Below are 16,499 nucleotides of genomic sequence, written 5' to 3'. Positions count from 1 at the left end.
TTTTAAACAACTCAGTTAGGCGCCTGGCCTTAACTGTGGGACGCGTATTCTACACATCCAATCTGCTGAAGCAAGCGCTTTTTGCAGACTTTTTTGAGGCTTCCGAAGCGGACTCTAAAGCCCTCCCGGAACCTCCGGATCACCGCTTCCGGCGACCCTCGAAGTGGCGCGCATTATAGCGACCTCTCCGACCTTGGCAACCCCTTTTTGAATTAAATTTTCTTAAGAAAATCAATCACTTGGAGCCGCCTCCTCACTGCGTCTCAAGCAGCGAGGGCGCGAACTATACGGCCTCCGACCGGGCTCCGCAAGCCCTTTTTTGAACTTGTGGCAGATTCCACCACTTTTGGGGTAACCGGACCGCCTGCCAGCGGCGGCCCAAGCCCGCGCTCCCGCTCTTTAACTCTAGTGTCACTGAGGCCGAATACCAAATGGCTGAACGGTCAGTTTTTATCGTCGCTGCCCTGCTCCGCCTCGCCCCCGGTGGACTCGGCGCCCACCGGATGGGCGGGCCGGAAGCGGCGCCAGAACCACAGCGCCGGGCCGGATGCGGTATAGATGACCGCGATGGCGAGCAGAACCCGGGGCGGGTCTATGGTCACCAGGCTGAAACCCAGTATGACCGCCAGCATCATCACGAAGGGCACCCGCCCCTTGAAGTCGAGCTTCTTGAAACTCGCGTAGCGGAAATTGGACACCATCAGCAGCCCCGCGGTCATCGTCACGAGCGCCGCCAATACGGCCAGCCCCACACCCACGTCGGCATCGTGCCCCGCCCACACCATACTGGCCACTATCGCGGCCGCGGTGGGACTGGCCAGGCCGATAAACACGCCTTTATCGACAGTACCCACCTGGGTATTGAAACGCGCCAGACGCAGCGCGGCGCAGGCCGCGTACAGGAAGGCCGCGGCCCAGCCGAATTTGCCCAGATTGTCCAACCCCCAGCTGAACACCACCAGCGCCGGCGCCAGACCAAAGGACACCATGTCCGACAGGGAGTCGTACTGCACGCCGAAGGCACTCTGGGTGTCGGTCAGTCGCGCAACCCGCCCATCGAGGCCGTCGAGGATCATAGCGACGAAAATCGCTATCGCGGCCGCTTCAAAATTGCCCCCCATGCCGGCGATGATCGCGTAGAAGCCGCTGAACAGGGCACCGGTGGTGATCAGGTTTGGCAGCAGGTAGACGCCGCGGGCGCGCACTCTTTTGCCGCTGGCCGACACCTCCTCTTCGATATGCTCATCCACCGGCAGGCGGATCTCTTCAGCGGGCGCCTGCGGCTCGACGGCCGAGGTCGCAGATTTTTTCTCGTCCCCTTTGTCGCTCATGTGTTCTCCGTTGATGCATTGTGCAGCCGGCGAGTGTAACGCCATTGGGGGGCGTGCGCACAGGACAAAAAAAGGCGGCGGGGTCGCCCCCGCCGCCTGTATTCAACAACCTACTAGCGCTCAGCCGTTACCTTCGGTCTTGTCGATAATCTTGTTGGCCTTGATCCAGGGCATCATACCGCGCAGCTTGGCGCCGACCTGCTCGATCTGGTGTTCGGCGCCGATGCGGCGCTCCGCTTTCAGGCGCGGCTGGCCGGCCAGGGATTCCAGCATAAAGTCCTTGGCGAACTTGCCGGTCTGGATATCCTTCAGCACCCGCCGCATTTCCGCCTTGGTTTCGTCAGTGACGATACGCGGACCCGTGACGTAGTCGCCGTACTCTGCGGTATTGGAAACAGAATAGCGCATATCGGCGATACCACCCTGGTACATCAGGTCGACGATCAGTTTCAGTTCGTGCAGACACTCGAAGTAGGCCATTTCCGGTGCGTAGCCCGCTTCCACCAGGGTTTCGAAGCCGGCGGTCACCAGCGCGGAAACGCCGCCACAGAGTACCGCCTGTTCACCGAACAGATCGGTTTCCGTCTCCTCGCGGAAATTGGTCTCGATGATGCCGGAGCGGCCGCCGCCATTGGCGGAGGCGTAGGACAGCGCCAGCTCCTTCGCCTTGCCGGAGGCGTCCTGGTAGACGGCGATCAGGGTCGGCACGCCGCCGCCCTCCAGATAGGTGGAGCGCACCGTGTGGCCCGGACCCTTGGGCGCGATCATGATCACATCCACGTCCGCCGGCGGTTCGATCAGGCCGAAGTGCACATTGAAACCGTGGGCGAAGGCCAGGGCGGCGCCGGACTTCAGGTTGGGGGCCACCTGCTCGCGATAGAGGGCCGCCTGGTGCTCGTCCGGGGCCAGAATCATCACCACGTCGGCATCTTTCACCGCGTCGGCGATTTCCGCCACGCGCAGGCCCGCCTTCTCTGCCTTGGCCCAGGAGCCGGAACCCTTGCGCAGGCCGACGACCACATTGCGCACACCGGAGTCTTTCAGGTTGTTGGCGTGGGCGTGGCCCTGGGAGCCGTAGCCGATGATGGCTACCGTCTTGCCCTGGATCAAAGACAGGTCACAATCTTTATCGTAGTAAACTTGCATCACTCGCTTCCTATTTCATACCGATTCAAATCAATATCCATTCAAACACTCAAAACTTTTTCACCGCGGGCAATACCCGACACCCCGGAGCGCACCACCTCCATGATCGTGTGCTCGCCGAGGGCCTGTAAAAAAGCGTCCAGTTTTTCACCGGTGCCCGCCACCTGCACCGTGTACATATTGCTGGTGACGTCCACTATCTGGCCGCGAAAAATATCCACGCTGCGCTTGATCTCGTCGCGCTGCGCGCCGCTGGCGCGCACCTTGACCAGCAGCAGCTCGCGCTCTATGTGCGAGCCCTCAGTCAGGTCCACCAGCTTCACCACATCGATCAGCTTGTTCAGGTTTTTGGTAACCTGCTCTATCTTGTGGTCGTCGCCGATGGTGACCAGGGTCAGGCGCGAAAGGGTCTCGTCTTCGGTGGGCGCCACCGTCAGGCTCTCGATGTTGTAACCGCGCTGGGAGAAAAGGCCCACCACGCGGGAGAGAGCGCCGGGTTCGTTTTCCATCAGAACTGAAATTATTCTGCGCATCGTATTACTTCCCTAGGTCCGCTCCGTCTTGCTCAGCCACATATCCCGCATGGAGCCATTCGGCATCACCTGCATCGGATACACATGCTCGGACGGATCCACATAGACATCGATAAACACGGTGCGGTCCCTGATCGCGAAGGCCTCGTGCAGCTTGTCGTGCAGCTCCTCGCGGCGCTCTATCTTTACCCCCAGATGGCCATAGGCCTCGGCCAGCTTGACGAAATCCGGCAGGGACTCCTCGTAGACGCTGTTGGACAGGCGCCCCTCGTACTGCATCTCCTGCCACTGTTTCACCATGCCCAGGGCCTGGTTGTTCAGGCACAGGATTTTTACCGGCAGGTGATATTGCGTAGCGGTGGACAGCTCCTGGATGCACATCTGGATACTGCCCTCGCCGGTCACGCAGACCACCTCCTTGTCCGGGTGCGCAATCTTCACCCCCAGCGCCGCCGGCAGACCGAAGCCCATGGTGCCGAGGCCGCCGGAGTTGATCCAGCGGCGCGGCTTGTCGAACAGGTAGTACTGGGCCGCGAACATCTGGTGCTGGCCCACGTCCGAGGTCACGAAGGCGTCGCCCTCGGTGATGTCGTAGACGGCGCGAATCACTTCCTGCGGCATGATCAGGGCGCCGTCGGTGCGGTAGCGCGGCGCCGTGTAGAGGCCGTGCCGCTCGCGCCAGTCGTCGATCTGCCGCCACCAGTCGACGATCGCCGACTGATCCGGCTGCTCGTCGGAAGACTTCAGCATTTCCAGCATCTCGCCCAGCACCGCCTGCACAGTGCCGACAATAGGGATATCGGCGACGATGGTCTTGGAGATGGAGGCGGGATCCACATCGATATGGATGATCTTGGCCCCGGGACAGAACTTGCTCGGTGTATTCGTCACCCGGTCGTCGAAGCGCGCCCCCACCGCCAGGATCACATCCGCGTGGTGCATGGCGGTGTTGGCCTCGAAGGTGCCGTGCATGCCGAGCATGCCGAGGAAGCGCTTGTCGCTGCCGGGAAAGGCGCCGAGCCCCATCAGGGTATTGGTCACCGGGTAGTTCAGCCGTCGCGCAATTTCGGTCAGCAATTCGGCGCCCTCCCCCTGCACCACGCCGCCGCCAGCGTAAATCACCGGGCGCTTGGCGGACAGCAGCAGCGCCACCGCCTTGCGGATCTGGCCGCTGTGGCCCTTGCCCGCCGGCGTGTAGGAGCGCATGCGCAGCTTTTCCGGGTAGCGGTAGGGGAAGCGGTCCGTCGGATTGGTGACATCCTTGGGCACGTCGATCACCACCGGGCCCGGGCGGCCGGTGCTGGCGATATAGAAGGCCTTCTTGACGACCTCGGGAATCTCCTCGGCATTTTTCACCAGGAAGCTGTGCTTAACGATCGGTCGCGAGCAACCGACCATATCGGTCTCCTGGAAGGCGTCCTCGCCGATCTTGTCGCTCGGCACCTGGCCGGAGATGACCACCATCGGGATCGAATCCATATAGGCGGTGGCGATACCGGTGATCGCGTTGGTCGCACCCGGACCGGATGTCACCAACACCACGCCCACCTTGCCGGTGGCGCGGGCATAACCGTCCGCCGCGTGGGTCGCGCCCTGCTCGTGGCGCACCAGAATGTGCTTGATGCGCTTCTGGCGAAAGATCGCATCGTAGATGTGCAATGCCGAACCGCCGGGGTATCCGAAGATCAGATCCACCCCTTCATCCTGCAGCGCGCGAACCAACATATCGCCGCCGGAGAGTAATTCCACTGAAGCCCCCTCAAAATTCCTGTTTGGTAGGATATTCATCACGCAAGAACGGGAAAACCGCCATCTGACGGAAAGGTCAGGCGGCAATTATAAAAGAAAATAGTGACAAATATCAGCCTGTAGCGCATTTGCATGCCGATTTTTAGGATAACTTCATCGGCTGCGGCAGTGCGCCAATCCCGGAACGACCCCCACTGGGTCGGCGCCGGGCATGCAGGCCTCCGGGGATGGGGAGGGCCCTCTCGGCGGAGTATGGCGGGCGGGTGGCCCGCCGGAGGGTAGAATTGGATCCGCGGGTGTGCGGTGACATCTACTCGCCGAGCGAATATTCGATTCTGCAAACTGAGCCTTGGCTGTCAATAGAAAGGCCGGCGGGGATCGGCGAAAGTGTTAAAACGGTTGCAGGAAAATAGCCACAGACCGTTACAATGCACACTGACACGAACAGAAGAAAAAAGGGGCACCCCATGCGCATCGCTCTGGCGATCCTGATTTCGAGCCTTGCCATCTCCGCCCAGGCCGACGGCATCTACAAGTGGGTGGATGAAAACGGCGTAGTGCATTTCGGCTCGCAGCCGCCGCAGAAAGAAGAAGTCGAGGTGGTCAAGAAGCCCAGGTCCGAGCGCTACAAACAGTGGCAGGCGGAGCAGCGCGCCCTGGATGCCAAGCAGCGCGCCCTGGACGCAGCGCAGGCGGCGGAGCAAGCCACTTCAACCGAGCGCGCGGTTGCGGCCGAGCCCGCGCAGCAGCAAGAGGCGGAGCAGGAGAAGGCGCTGACCCAGGCACAGATGGCGGTGCGCGCCCAGCGCTGCAACATGGCGCGGAGCAACCTGCAGGAACTGCAGAGCCACGCCCGCGTGCGCGAGGTGGGCCCCGACGGCAAGATGCGGGTCCTGCCGGAAGAAGAGCGCCAACAGCGCATCGCCCAGGCGCAGCAGCGGATCCGCGACAACTGCTGATTCGGGATCCCGGCTATTCCCCGCCCAATTCCCGATAGGGCTCGCCGGTAAACTGCTCCAGCCGGTAGCGCCCGGTGTAGTAATCCGCCTCGAAGACGCCGGCGCGGGCCATGGGCACCGCCACCCGCGCCAGACTCAACTGCTTCACCAGATAGGGGCCGTCCTGGCCCGCGTCGCGGATCATCAGCCCGTAAAACTCCAGCGGTATCCAGTGGCGGCCCGGCGCCAGTTCGGCGGCGTACTGGGTGGTGCCTATGGGTGAATCCGGGTCGTTGTACAGTGAGGCGCGGAAGTAATAGCGCGCCGCCCGAGTCACCTCCACCTGCGCCTCGACCAGCAGATTGCCCCCGGCACTGACCGAATCGCGCAGCGCGCCCGTGTAGCGGCCGGTATCCTCCGACAGGGTAAAGGCCACGGCGTCGCGCAGGCCGGCGATATCCGAATCCACCACCACCTTGTAGATGCCCGCCGGCAGCGTTTCACCGCCGTGCGCGCCGGCCTCGAGGGCGGCTTCGTAGATGCGGTCACCGTCCCGGTCGTGCAGTGCCAGCTCGGCGACGATACGCCGGTCGTCATAGACCAGCAGCGCCCTGAAATCCGCCGGCAGCCGCCCCCCGTCCGGCCCCGCCTGCAAAGCAAAGACCCGCACCGTGTCGCCGCGCAGGTAGAATTTCCGCTCCGTCCACAGCGTCAGCGCTGTGCCGTCGTCGGCGCGGGTGGTGCGCCTGTCGGGGCTGTGGGTCTGGCTGATCGGGTCCTGAGCCGTATCCCCGATGGCGCGGTTTTGCGGCGGGTAGCGGTGGTGCCGGGCCAGGTCCGACAGCAGCGACCGGTGCAGTTCCGTCTTCACCGGCAGCGACTGCAGCTGCCGCCAGACCCGCGGCGCCTCCCGCGCCGCGCCGTCGGCGCCCCCCGGCTCAGGACTGACCGGAGGCGGACCTGCGCGCGGTGCGGGCGCGGGGCCCGCCGACGGCGCGACGGCCACCGCCTCCTCGCCACCGGCCAGCAGCTGCCAGCCGCCGAGTCCCAGCAGCAGGGCGCCGCCGGGCAGCAGCAGCCGGCGCCAGTGTCGTCGCCGCGCAATTGCGGACATCCGCTTACCCCGCCGCAACCATCACTGGGTGCAGGCGGCGATGCGCCCGGCCGAGTTTTTACCCGCACCACAGCCGAGGCCGTCGGGGATACCCGTATAGTCCGGCGCCAACAGGCCGCCGTTGCGCTGCGCATCGTGGTCCGTGTACAGGCTGGCCAGGTTGTAGGAGCGCGCCGTGCCCTTGTGGCCGTTGTCGCAGCTGAATATCGGGCTGCCGTAGGCGACCCCCAGGAAGGTTTTGTACTCGTGCAGGTCGGCGTAGAGATTGCGCTTGGCGGAACCGGCGCAATTCATCTGCGAGGCCAGATTGATATAGCCGTCGTCCTCGCCGTTCAGCATCGCCGAGGAGGCCCCCTCGAGGCCAGGGAAGGCCGCATAGCCACCGATGGTGTAGACAGGCGCGGCGAGATTGGTGCCGACATAGTTGCGCACCGCGTAGACGTCGTTGGTCTGCAGATAGCGTACACCGGCACAGGTCTTGCCGAGGAAAGCGTCGTTGATGGCGCTGTCGAGCCAGTTGCCGTTGCAGACACGGTCGGCCCCTTCGGTGCCGGTAATGGCGCCGCCGGTGGTGATGATCGCGGCGACACCGCCGATGGCCGCCTCGAAATCCACGTAGACCGCGTTGCCCTCGTCCAGGCCGGCGACATTGACTGTCTCGGTCACCGTCTCACAGCGCTTCCCGCCCCACCAGGATGAGGTGCACTCCTCGCGGGTGCGGGTTTGCGTATTGCTGTCGAGCTGTGTGTAGGCGCGGTTGTAATAGGGGGAGCCGGGCACCGCGTTGCCGGCGATATACAGCATCTGCGTGGCCCCCTGGCTGTGGGCCACCACCCAGAAGGTATCGTCCGCAGCGCACTGGTCGGCGTGCTGGAAACCGTCGCCGGCGCCGCTGCGGATGGCAGCTATCTGGCGGGCGATCTCGCCGGCGGTGCGGTCGTGCCAGTAGGGCAGCCCGCTCTCATCGGTAGAGTCGTACCCCACTACGCCGTAGTGGCCGCCGTTGACGCGCAGCTGGGCGATGAAGTCGCTCCCCCGATACTCCTCGAAATAGGCGTCGCTCCAGTAGTCCAGCGCCGGCTGGCGCAGCCGGCCCTGGCTGTCGAAGCGCTGTTTGATATGCCCCTCGACCCCGTGGCCGTGGACCAGGATATAGCAGTTTTCCGCCAGTGCGGTGGCGTGGGTAAACAGACCCGCCAGCGCCAGCAGCAGGCTGACGCCCAGGCGATTGAAGAGTGTCATGGCTTTGTCCTTTTTATTTTTGCCCGGACAGCAAACTCGAGGCGCTCGTCTTTATTGTTATAAGACCTTGTTGTGCGATGGTTTTGCGCCGCGGCCCGTCACCCGCGGCTGGGCAAAATTTGCCCCAGGCGCACCGCGGCGCCTAGGACCTATGGCGCCAAAGGGGGCGCCGAGGCGACAGGCTGTCAGACCGGGCAGTCGGCAAAAGCAAAATGGCTTCCGCCGCCGTGGGGCCTTTGCTATGGTGATTATTTCGCCACCTGGATGGCACAAGAGCCATGCGAGAGAATAATAAGTCGACCGGTGCAGCCGGCATCCCGAAGATCTTTGCGCCCTTTTTCGTCGAGACGGCGGCCAGGCTCGGTATCTGCAGCGATGCGCTGATCCGGCGCCTGCCGTTCGAGTTCAGCTGGTGCCCGGGCGAGGACGAGCGCCTCGACTACCGGGAGTTCAACGCCCTGATCGAAGCGCTGCTGGCGCTCTCCCCGATCCCGTCACCGGGGCTAGGCTTCAGCCGCTTTCCGATGATCCAGCGGGTCGAGGAAACGATTATCGAGGCGCAGCCGCTGCTCGGCCGTCCGCGGGATCTGCTGCGCCCGGCGGAACTGATGCTGTCGCAGACCCTGGCGCCGCTACTGCGCCTGCAGACCCGCCCCGAGGCCGGCGACGAGGTGCTCAGCTTCGACTGGCGCCGGGCCCTGTACAGCGCGCCGGTCAATGCCTTTGTGGCGGAGATGCTGACCTCCCGCTGCGCCGAGCTGCTGCGCACCCTGACCCCGTCGCGGGCCGAGATCCGCGCCCTGCGCCTGCGCCAGCCGGCGCCGGCAGACGACGCCATCCACCGGCGCATCTTCCAGTGCCCGCTGCACTTCGCCAGCGCCGAGGACGCCATAGTCCTGGGCCCGCAGACCCTGGACGCGCCCATTCCCGCCTACCACCGCCTGCTGCGCGGCCAGAGCCGCAACACCCTGAAGGCGGTGCTGCACAGCACTCTGTCCGATTGCAACCTGGCCGCCAGCCTGCGCCAGTGGCTGGAGCGGCGCCTGCTGCGGGAGGAGGTCACCATCGCCCGCGCCGCGGCCGAGTTCGGCCTCAGCGAGCGCACGATGCAACGGCGCCTGCGCGAGCAGGGAGTCACCTTCCAGCAGATCAAGGACGGCGCCACCCTGGCGCTGACCAAGCGACTGCTCCTCTCGACCAGCGACTCGGTGGAGAGCATCGCCACCCGCCTGCACTACGCCGAGCGCTCGGTATTCGCGAAGTTTTTCAAGAAGCACGAGGGCATCAGCCCCAGTGAATACCGGCGCAGTAATGCGGGGGCGGAAGCCAACATCTAACTGCTGTAGTCCCGCCCCAGGTACAGGTACATCGCCGGCACCACGAACAGTGTAAACAGTGTGCCTATGGTCATGCCGGAGGCCACCACCAGCCCCATTGCGAAGCGCGCACCGCCGCCGGGCCCGGCGGCGATCAGCAGCGGCACCATCGCCAGCACCAGCGAGGCGGTGGTCATCAGCACCGGGCGCAGGCGGATGGCCGCGGCCTCTTCGATGGCGGTGCGCTTGTCCCGGCCCTGCTGCTGCAGCTTGTTGGCGAACTCCACGATCAAGATGCCGTGCTTGGAGATAACCCCGATCAGCGTCACCAGGCCCACCTGGGTGTAGATATTCAGCGTGGTAAAACCAAGGCTGACAAAAATCATCGCGCCGCACACGCTCATCGGCACCGTCACCAGCATGATCAGCGGATCGCGCCAGGATTCGAACTGCGCCGCCAGCACCAGGTAGATCACAATCAGCGCGAAGAAGAAGGTGACCACCAGCTCCGAGCCCTCGGACTTGTACTGGCGCGACTGGCCCGCGTAGTCGACCGAGTAGCCCTGCGGCAGTATTTCCGCGGCGGCCCGCTCCAACACGCCGAGCGCCTCCCCCAGTGTCACCCCCGGTCGCGGCACGCCGGAGATGGTCACCGCGTTGAGCTGTTGGAAACGCCTCAGCTGCTGGGGTTCCACCGTCTCGCGCAGATTGACCAATGTGGATATCGGCACCATCTCGCCGCCGCCGGCGCGGATGTAGTACTGCTTCAGTTGGTCGGCCACCAGGCGCTCGACCCGCACCACCTGCGGAATCACCTTGTAGCTGCGGTTGTCGAGAGAAAAGCGGTTGGTGAAAGCGCCGGACAGCATCGCGCCCAGTTCGCGGCTGATGTCCTGCATGCTCACCCCGATGGACGCCGCCTTGTCGCGGTCTATCTCGACCACGACCTTGGGCTTGTCAATCTTCAGGTCGGAGTCGACGAAAATAAATTTCCGGCTTTCGAAGGCCCGCGCCATTATCTCGTCGGCGATACCGGCGAGGCTCTGCATCGGTTCGGTGGCGCCGATCACGAATTCCACCGGCAGGCGCCCGCCGGCGGTCGGCAGGCTCGGCGGCACCACCACCGCGACCTTGAGCCCGGCGATCTGCGCCACCTCCTCGCTGATGATCGCCTGCATCTGTGCCGTATCTCTGTCGCGCTCGTTCCAGGAGTCGAGCACGAAGCCGGCGACGGCGCTGTTGGTGGCGTTGCCGGCACCGCCGACGCCGTTGAGCAGGAAAATATTTTCCACCTCCGTGTGGCGCTCGGCGATATCGTTCAGCTGCCCCGTGTACTGCTCCAGGTAGTCCAGCGTCGCATAGGCATCGGCGGAGGAGATGGTCAGGATAAACCCGCGGTCCTCCGCCGGCTCCAGTTCACTCGGTGAGGTCACGAACAGAAAGTAACAGCTGGCCAGCACTATGGCGCCGAAAACAAGGATCACCAGGCGGTCTTCGAGGGCGCCGTGCAGCCTGCGCCGGTAACTCTGCTGCAGCCGCTCGAACTGCCGCTCGAGCCAGTTTTCCAGCCGCGTGCCGCCGCCGTCGTGGGCGCGCAATATCTTCGACGCCATCATCGGCGACAGGGTCAGCGCGACCACGCCGGACAGCAGCACGGCACCGGCGAGGGAGAAGGCGAACTCCACGAACAGGGTGCCGGTCAGGCCGCCGAGAAAACCGATCGGCAGGTACACCGCGATCAGCGTCGTGGTCATCGCCACCACCGGCCAGGCCAGTTCGCGCGCGCCGACAATGGCGGCCTCCTTCGGCGCCATGCCGTCTTCGATATGGCGGTGGACGTTTTCCAGCACGATGATCGCGTCGTCCACCACTATGCCGATGGCCAGCACCATACTGAGCAGTGTCAGCAGGTTGATGGAAAAGCCCATCAGCAACATCAGGAACAGGGCCCCGACCAGCGACAGCGGCACGGCGATGGCCGGAATCAGCACACTGCGCAGTGAGCCGAGGAACAGGTAGATCACCAGTATCACGATCAGAACCGCCTCGACGATGGTCTTCACCACCTCCTCGATGGAGTCCTGGATATACTCGGTGCTGTCGTAGGGAATTTCGCCGAGCATGCCCCGGGGCAGCTGCGGGAAGACCTCCCCCTCGAGCTTTTCCCGCACCGCCCGGATCACGTCCAGGGAGTTGGCGTCGGGCGCCACCTCGATCGCGATAAAAGTGGCCGAGCGGCCGTTGAAGGTCACCGAGGTCGCGTAGGACTCCGAACCCAGTTCCACCTCCGCCACATCGCCGAGGCGCACCAGGCGGTCGCCGTCGGCGCGCACCACCAGATCGCGGAACGCCTCGGGCGCGGCGATATCGGTATCGGCGCGTATCTCCATCGCCACCCGCGTGCCCTTGGTGGCACCCACGGCGGACAGCACATTGTTGCGCCGCAGCGCGTCGCTGACATCGGCCGGGGTCACCTCCTGCGCGGCCATCGCCTCCGGCTTCAACCACACGCGCATCGCGAAGGTGCGGTTGCCGAGCAGGCGCGCGCGCTGCACGCCGGGAATGGTGGACAGCTTCGGCTGCACCACCCGGGTCAGGTAGTCGGTAATCTGGTTGTTATCGAGAATGTTCGACGAGAAGGACAGATACATGGCCGCCGTGGTCTGTCCGACGGACATATCGACACTGGAATCCTCAGACTCCTCCGGCAACTCGCTGCGCAGCCGGTTGACCTTGGCCACCACCTGGGTGAGCACTTCGTTGGGGTCGTAGTCGAAGCGCACATAGGCCTGTATCGTGGATACCCCCTGCACGCTGGTGGACACCATATAATCGATGCCGTCGGCGGTGGCGATTTCCTGCTCCAGGGGCGTGGTGATAAACCCCTGCACCAGGTCCGAGTCGGCGCCCACATAAACGGTGGTGACGGTGATGACCGCGTTTTCCAGCTCCGGGTACTGGCGCACGTTCAGCTCGCTGGCGGCGCGCAGCCCGAGCAGAAAGATAAACAGGCTGACCACTGTGGCCAGTACCGGCTTGCGAATAAAAATCTCGGTGAAATTCACAGCCGGCCCCCGCTAGCTGTTGTCCGGCTGCGGATCCGCGTTTGCGGGCGGCTTGTTTTCATTGTTGATGATCACGGCGCCCTCATTGCGCAGTTTGAGCAGGCCGCTGCTCGCCACCAGTTCGCCGGCGCGCAGGCCCTGGACAATTTCCACCAGATCGCCGCGCTCCTCGCCGGTTTTGACGAAACGCTTGCTGGCGATATAGCCGTCGCCGCGCTCACTTTTCTGCAGCACGAACACCGCGTTGCCGAAGGGCGCGAACACCAGGGCCGTGCGCGGTATGACGAGCACGCGGCGGTGCGCATCGATTTGCAGCGCCACTTGGGCGTACATGCCCGGGCGCAACTGCCCCCTGCCATTCTTCAGGGTGCCCTGCACCAGGAAGTTGCGGCTGCGACTGTCCACCCGCGGATCTATCGCGGTGACGCGCCCGGCGTATTCCTTTTCCGGGAAGGCATCGGTCACCAGGACCAGCGGCAGATCCAGCGCGACCATTGAGAGATGCCGCTCCGGCAGGGAAAAATCCACGTAGATGGGGTCCAGCTGCTGCAGCGACACCACCGCCTCTCCGGGACTCACGTTCTGCCCCAGGTCGATGCGGCGAATACCCAGCACGCCGTCGAAGGGCGCGCTGATGCGGCGCCTGTCCACGGTGGCGCGCTGCACCTGCAGATTGGCCAACACCTGCTCCAGCGCACTGCGGGTATTGTCCAGGTCCGCCTCGGTGGTCACTCCCCTGGCGTGCAGCGCCTTGATGCGCTCGTGGTTGCGCCGCGCGAGCCGCAGCTCCGCCTCGAGCACCTTCAGCTGCGCCTTCTCGGGTTCCGCGGCAATCTCCACCAACAGCTCACCCTTTTTGACCGCCTGCCCGGATTTGAAATGGATGGCGCTGACAACCCCCTGGGCTTCGGTCGTGACCTCGACACCATTGACCGCACGCAGCGTGCCCACCGCGGACAGTCTCTCCTGCCAGGTCTGCATCTCGGCGGTGGCCGAGGTCACCGTCGTCGCGGGCAGCGGCATGGTGTCGAAGGCCCGGTTCATCATCCGGTTGCCGAACCACTTGAAAGCGAAAATGCCGCCGAACAGCAGCAGACAGCCGGCGAGCATCAACAGCATGCGTCTATTCAGAATTCTGCCCCGACCCGTCATTCCGATGACTAATCACCGCGGTCCGCCTTTTTGCAGGCGTGCGCCGCCGTGTCCCTTTGCCGAACAACAAGTTTCAGTGTATGAACAAATGGCTATTCGCGCCTGCAGACTGCCACGCGATTGCACTCGGGCCGGCGCGTTTTTTTATCGGAAAGGCTTTGAGGAGGAGACGGTGGGAGCGGCCCATGGCCGCTCCCACCGGGACGAGTTGTTGGGAAACTCAGCGGAACACCGCCTTGTCGCCCTCCAGTTCGGCGTGAATCGTATCGCCGGGAGAGAATTTGCCCGCCAGCACATCCTGCGCCAGCGGATTTTCCAGCCACATCTGTATCGCGCGCTTCAGCGGGCGCGCGCCGTATACCGGATCGAAGCCGACTTCCGCCAGCTTGTCCAGCAGCGGCTCCGCCACCTCCAGCTGCAGGTCGCGCTCGCGCAGGCGGCGGCGCAGGTGGTCGAGCTGGATCTCGGCGATTTTGCGCACCTCCGCCTTGTTCAGTGAGTGGAACACCACCACCTCGTCGATGCGGTTGATAAATTCCGGGCGGAAGTGATCGCCGACCACCTCCATCACCGCCTTTTTCATCTGGCGGTAGTTGATTTCGCTGTCCAGGTCGTCGCTGTCGCGGGTGCTGGCGTATTTCTGGATCAGGTCCGAGCCCAGGTTCGAGGTCATCACCACAACGGTGTTGCGGAAATCGACGGTGCGCCCCTGGCCGTCGGTCAGGCGGCCGTCGTCCAGGACCTGCAACAGAATGTTGAACACATCCGGGTGCGCCTTTTCCACCTCATCCAGCAGCACCACCGAGTAGGGCTTGCGGCGCACCGCCTCGGTCAGATAGCCGCCCTCCTCGTAGCCGACATAGCCGGGCGGTGCGCCTATCAGGCGCGCGACCGAGTGTTTCTCCATAAATTCGGACATATCGATGCGCACCATCGCGTCCTCGGTGTCGAACAGGAACTGCGCCAGCGCCTTGCACAGCTCCGTCTTGCCGACGCCGGTGGGGCCGAGGAACAGGAAGGAGCCGTTGGGGCGGTTGGGATCGGAGAGGCCGGCGCGGGAACGGCGCACCGCATTGGCCACCGCGTCCACCGCCTCGCCCTGCCCGATCACGCGCTGGTGCAGAGCATCCTCCATACGCAGCAGTTTTTCCCGCTCGCCCTCGAGCATTTTCGAAACCGGTATGCCAGTCCAGCGGGACACCACCTCCGCCACCTCCTCGTCGGTGACACGGTTGCGCAGCAGGCGCGGCTCCTCGCCGGGCTCGGCGCTGGCGGCGGACTTGAGCTGTCCTTCCAGCTGCGGAATCAGGCCGTACTGCAGTTCCGACATCCGCTCCAGGTCGCCGGCGCGGCGCGCGGCCTCCATATCCAGCTTGGCCTGCTCCAGCTTGTTCTTGATGTCGTGGCTGCCGGCCAGCTGCGCCTTCTCCGCCTTCCACACTTCCTCCAGATCGGAGTACTCTTTTTCCAGCTTGTGGATTTCCTCCTCGAGCTTGGCCAGGCGCTTTTGCGCCGCCTCGTCGTCCTTGTCTTTCTTGACCGCCTCGCGCTCTATTTTCAGCTGGATCAGACGCCGGTCGAGCCTGTCCATCTCCTCCGGCTTGGAGTCGATTTCCATGCGGATGCGGCTGGCGGCCTCGTCGATCAGATCGATGGCCTTATCCGGCAGCTGGCGGTCGGTGATATAGCGCTGCGACAGTTTGGTCGCGGCGATAATTGCCGAGTCGGTGATATCGACGCCGTGGTGCACCTCGTAGCGCTCCTTCAGGCCGCGCAGTATCGCGATGGTGTCCTCTTCGGTGGGCTCGTCGATCAACACCTTCTGGAAGCGACGCTCCAGTGCGGCGTCCTTCTCGATATATTTGCGGTATTCGTCCAGCGTGGTGGCGCCGACACAGTGCAGCTCACCGCGCGCCAGGGCCGGCTTGAGCATATTGCCGGCGTCCATCGCACCCTCGGCCTTGCCGGCGCCGACCATGGTGTGCAGCTCGTCGATAAACAGGATGATGCGCCCCTCCTGTTTCGACAGCTCGCTCAATACCGCTTTCAGGCGCTCCTCGAATTCGCCGCGGAATTTGGCCCCGGCCAGCAGCGCGCCCAGGTCCAGTGACAGCAGGCGCTTGTCTTTCAGCCCCTCCGGCACCTCACCGTTGACGATGCGCTGTGCCAATCCCTCGACGATGGCGGTCTTGCCCACGCCGGGTTCGCCGATCAGCACCGGATTGTTCTTGGTGCGCCGCTGCAAGACCTGGATCGTGCGCCGGATTTCGTCGTCGCGGCCGATCACCGGGTCCAGCTTGCCGGCCATGGCGCGCTCGGTCAGATCGAGGGTGTACTTGTCCAGCGCCTGGCGCGCATCCTCCGCCGAGGGGTCGTCCACCTTCTCACCGCCACGCACTTTTTCGATGGCCGCCTGCAGCTGTTTCAGGTCGCCGTTGGCGTTTAGGATTTTGGAAACCTCACCGGCGGCGGGGTCGAAGGCGGCCAGCAGTACGGTTTCGCTGGCGATAAAGCTATCGCCGTTTTGCTGCGCTTTCTTGTCCGCCAGATTGAACAGCCGCGCCAGCTCCTGCGACATGCCGACGTCGCCGGTGGGCGCGCTGATGGTGGGCAGTTCGTCCAGCCTTTTGGCCAGGTCGTTGCGCAGGCCGTTGAGATTGAAACCCGCCTGGGAGAGAAACGCCGGTACACTGCCGTTGTTCTGGTTCAGCAGCGCGAGCAGCAGGTGCTCGGGGTAGATCTGGTTGTGGTCGCGCCCAACCGCCAGGGATTGCGCATCGGCAATAGCCGCCTGCAGCGGGTTTGTCATTCTGTCTATTCGCATGGACGGAGCCTCTCCTCCTCGGAAAACCAGTGGCAGAAATGGCGCCGATTTAGCGCCACTCATTCAGTGTAGTGTTGGGAGATACAATA

Annotated in this window: 11 protein-coding genes; 2 read left to right on the top strand and 9 right to left on the bottom strand. The window is 64.0% G+C overall.

The window, feature by feature from the left end; genetic code table 11:
• Positions 1 to 443 precede the first annotated feature (443 nt).
• The 4 genes from pssA to ACXAF3_RS15485 all read right to left on the bottom strand — a co-directional run bounded on the left by pssA (position 444) and on the right by ACXAF3_RS15485 (position 4,759).
• Positions 444 to 1,331, bottom strand: coding sequence for a CDP-diacylglycerol--serine O-phosphatidyltransferase (gene pssA, locus ACXAF3_RS15500; protein ID WP_475113222.1), 888 nt, complete (start codon positions 1,329 to 1,331; stop codon positions 444 to 446).
• Between the two features lie 120 nt (positions 1,332 to 1,451).
• Positions 1,452 to 2,477 (bottom strand): ketol-acid reductoisomerase, encoded by a 1,026-nt coding sequence (ilvC, locus tag ACXAF3_RS15495; RefSeq protein WP_475113221.1) that lies wholly within the window; start codon positions 2,475 to 2,477, stop codon positions 1,452 to 1,454.
• Between the two features lie 41 nt (positions 2,478 to 2,518).
• Positions 2,519 to 3,010 (bottom strand): acetolactate synthase small subunit, encoded by a 492-nt coding sequence (ilvN, locus tag ACXAF3_RS15490; protein WP_475113220.1) that lies wholly within the window; start codon positions 3,008 to 3,010, stop codon positions 2,519 to 2,521.
• A 12-nt stretch (positions 3,011 to 3,022) separates the two neighbouring features.
• Positions 3,023 to 4,759, bottom strand: a complete 1,737-nt coding sequence (locus tag ACXAF3_RS15485) for an acetolactate synthase 3 large subunit (RefSeq protein WP_475113219.1) — start codon at positions 4,757 to 4,759, stop codon at positions 3,023 to 3,025.
• Between the two features lie 467 nt (positions 4,760 to 5,226).
• Between ACXAF3_RS15485 and ACXAF3_RS15480 the strand changes: the two genes are divergently transcribed.
• Entirely contained in the window at positions 5,227 to 5,718 is a 492-nt protein-coding gene (locus tag ACXAF3_RS15480) for a DUF4124 domain-containing protein (RefSeq protein ID WP_475113218.1), read from the top strand.
• Positions 5,719 to 5,731: 13 nt separating this feature from the next.
• Here ACXAF3_RS15480 and ACXAF3_RS15475 read toward each other — a convergent pair whose 3' ends face one another.
• Both ACXAF3_RS15475 and ACXAF3_RS15470 read right to left on the bottom strand, forming a co-directional pair.
• Entirely contained in the window at positions 5,732 to 6,811 is a 1,080-nt protein-coding gene (locus ACXAF3_RS15475; RefSeq protein ID WP_475113217.1) for a DUF4785 family immunoglobulin-like domain-containing protein, read from the bottom strand.
• Between the two features lie 21 nt (positions 6,812 to 6,832).
• The gene (locus ACXAF3_RS15470) at positions 6,833 to 8,053 is read right to left on the bottom strand and encodes a hypothetical protein (RefSeq protein ID WP_475113216.1); all 1,221 of its coding nucleotides are present in this window, start codon (positions 8,051 to 8,053) and stop codon (positions 6,833 to 6,835) included.
• Between the two features lie 278 nt (positions 8,054 to 8,331).
• On the opposite strand from ACXAF3_RS15470, the gene ACXAF3_RS15465 reads away from it, so the two are divergent.
• Positions 8,332 to 9,390, top strand: coding sequence for an AraC family transcriptional regulator (locus ACXAF3_RS15465; RefSeq protein ID WP_475113215.1), 1,059 nt, complete (start codon positions 8,332 to 8,334; stop codon positions 9,388 to 9,390).
• Here the strand turns inward: ACXAF3_RS15465 and ACXAF3_RS15460 are convergent.
• The 3 genes from ACXAF3_RS15460 to clpB all read right to left on the bottom strand — a co-directional run bounded on the left by ACXAF3_RS15460 (position 9,387) and on the right by clpB (position 16,410).
• On the bottom strand, positions 9,387 to 12,434 hold the full coding sequence (locus ACXAF3_RS15460; RefSeq protein ID WP_475113214.1) for an efflux RND transporter permease subunit: 3,048 nt from the start codon (positions 12,432 to 12,434) through the stop codon (positions 9,387 to 9,389). The genes ACXAF3_RS15465 and ACXAF3_RS15460 overlap by 4 nt on opposite strands.
• 12 nt (positions 12,435 to 12,446) lie before the next feature.
• A complete protein-coding gene (locus ACXAF3_RS15455) occupies positions 12,447 to 13,553 on the bottom strand; it encodes an efflux RND transporter periplasmic adaptor subunit (protein ID WP_475113213.1) in 1,107 nt (368 codons plus the stop codon).
• A gap of 253 nt (positions 13,554 to 13,806) precedes the next feature.
• On the bottom strand, positions 13,807 to 16,410 hold the full coding sequence (clpB, locus tag ACXAF3_RS15450; protein ID WP_475113212.1) for an ATP-dependent chaperone ClpB: 2,604 nt from the start codon (positions 16,408 to 16,410) through the stop codon (positions 13,807 to 13,809).
• Positions 16,411 to 16,499 lie beyond the last annotated feature (89 nt).

It is taken from the genome of Microbulbifer sp. ABF4_143 (assembly GCF_056160225.1).
This window is presented reverse-complemented; position numbering and strand designations above follow the sequence as displayed.

What these genes read in the sequence shown, in the direction of transcription:
- pssA (WP_475113222.1), bottom strand. Translation starts at nt 1,331, where the DNA reads ATGAGCGACAAAGGGGACGAGAAAAAATCTGCGACCTCGGCCGTCGAG.
- ilvC (WP_475113221.1), bottom strand. Translation starts at nt 2,477, where the DNA reads ATGCAAGTTTACTACGATAAAGATTGTGACCTGTCTTTGATCCAGGGC.
- ilvN (WP_475113220.1), bottom strand. Translation starts at nt 3,010, where the DNA reads ATGCGCAGAATAATTTCAGTTCTGATGGAAAACGAACCCGGCGCTCTC.
- ACXAF3_RS15480 (WP_475113218.1), top strand. Translation starts at nt 5,227, where the DNA reads ATGCGCATCGCTCTGGCGATCCTGATTTCGAGCCTTGCCATCTCCGCC.
- ACXAF3_RS15475 (WP_475113217.1), bottom strand. Translation starts at nt 6,811, where the DNA reads ATGTCCGCAATTGCGCGGCGACGACACTGGCGCCGGCTGCTGCTGCCC.
- ACXAF3_RS15470 (WP_475113216.1), bottom strand. Translation starts at nt 8,053, where the DNA reads ATGACACTCTTCAATCGCCTGGGCGTCAGCCTGCTGCTGGCGCTGGCG.
- ACXAF3_RS15465 (WP_475113215.1), top strand. Translation starts at nt 8,332, where the DNA reads ATGCGAGAGAATAATAAGTCGACCGGTGCAGCCGGCATCCCGAAGATC.
- ACXAF3_RS15455 (WP_475113213.1), bottom strand. Translation starts at nt 13,553, where the DNA reads ATGCTGTTGATGCTCGCCGGCTGTCTGCTGCTGTTCGGCGGCATTTTC.
- clpB (WP_475113212.1), bottom strand. Translation starts at nt 16,410, where the DNA reads ATGCGAATAGACAGAATGACAAACCCGCTGCAGGCGGCTATTGCCGAT.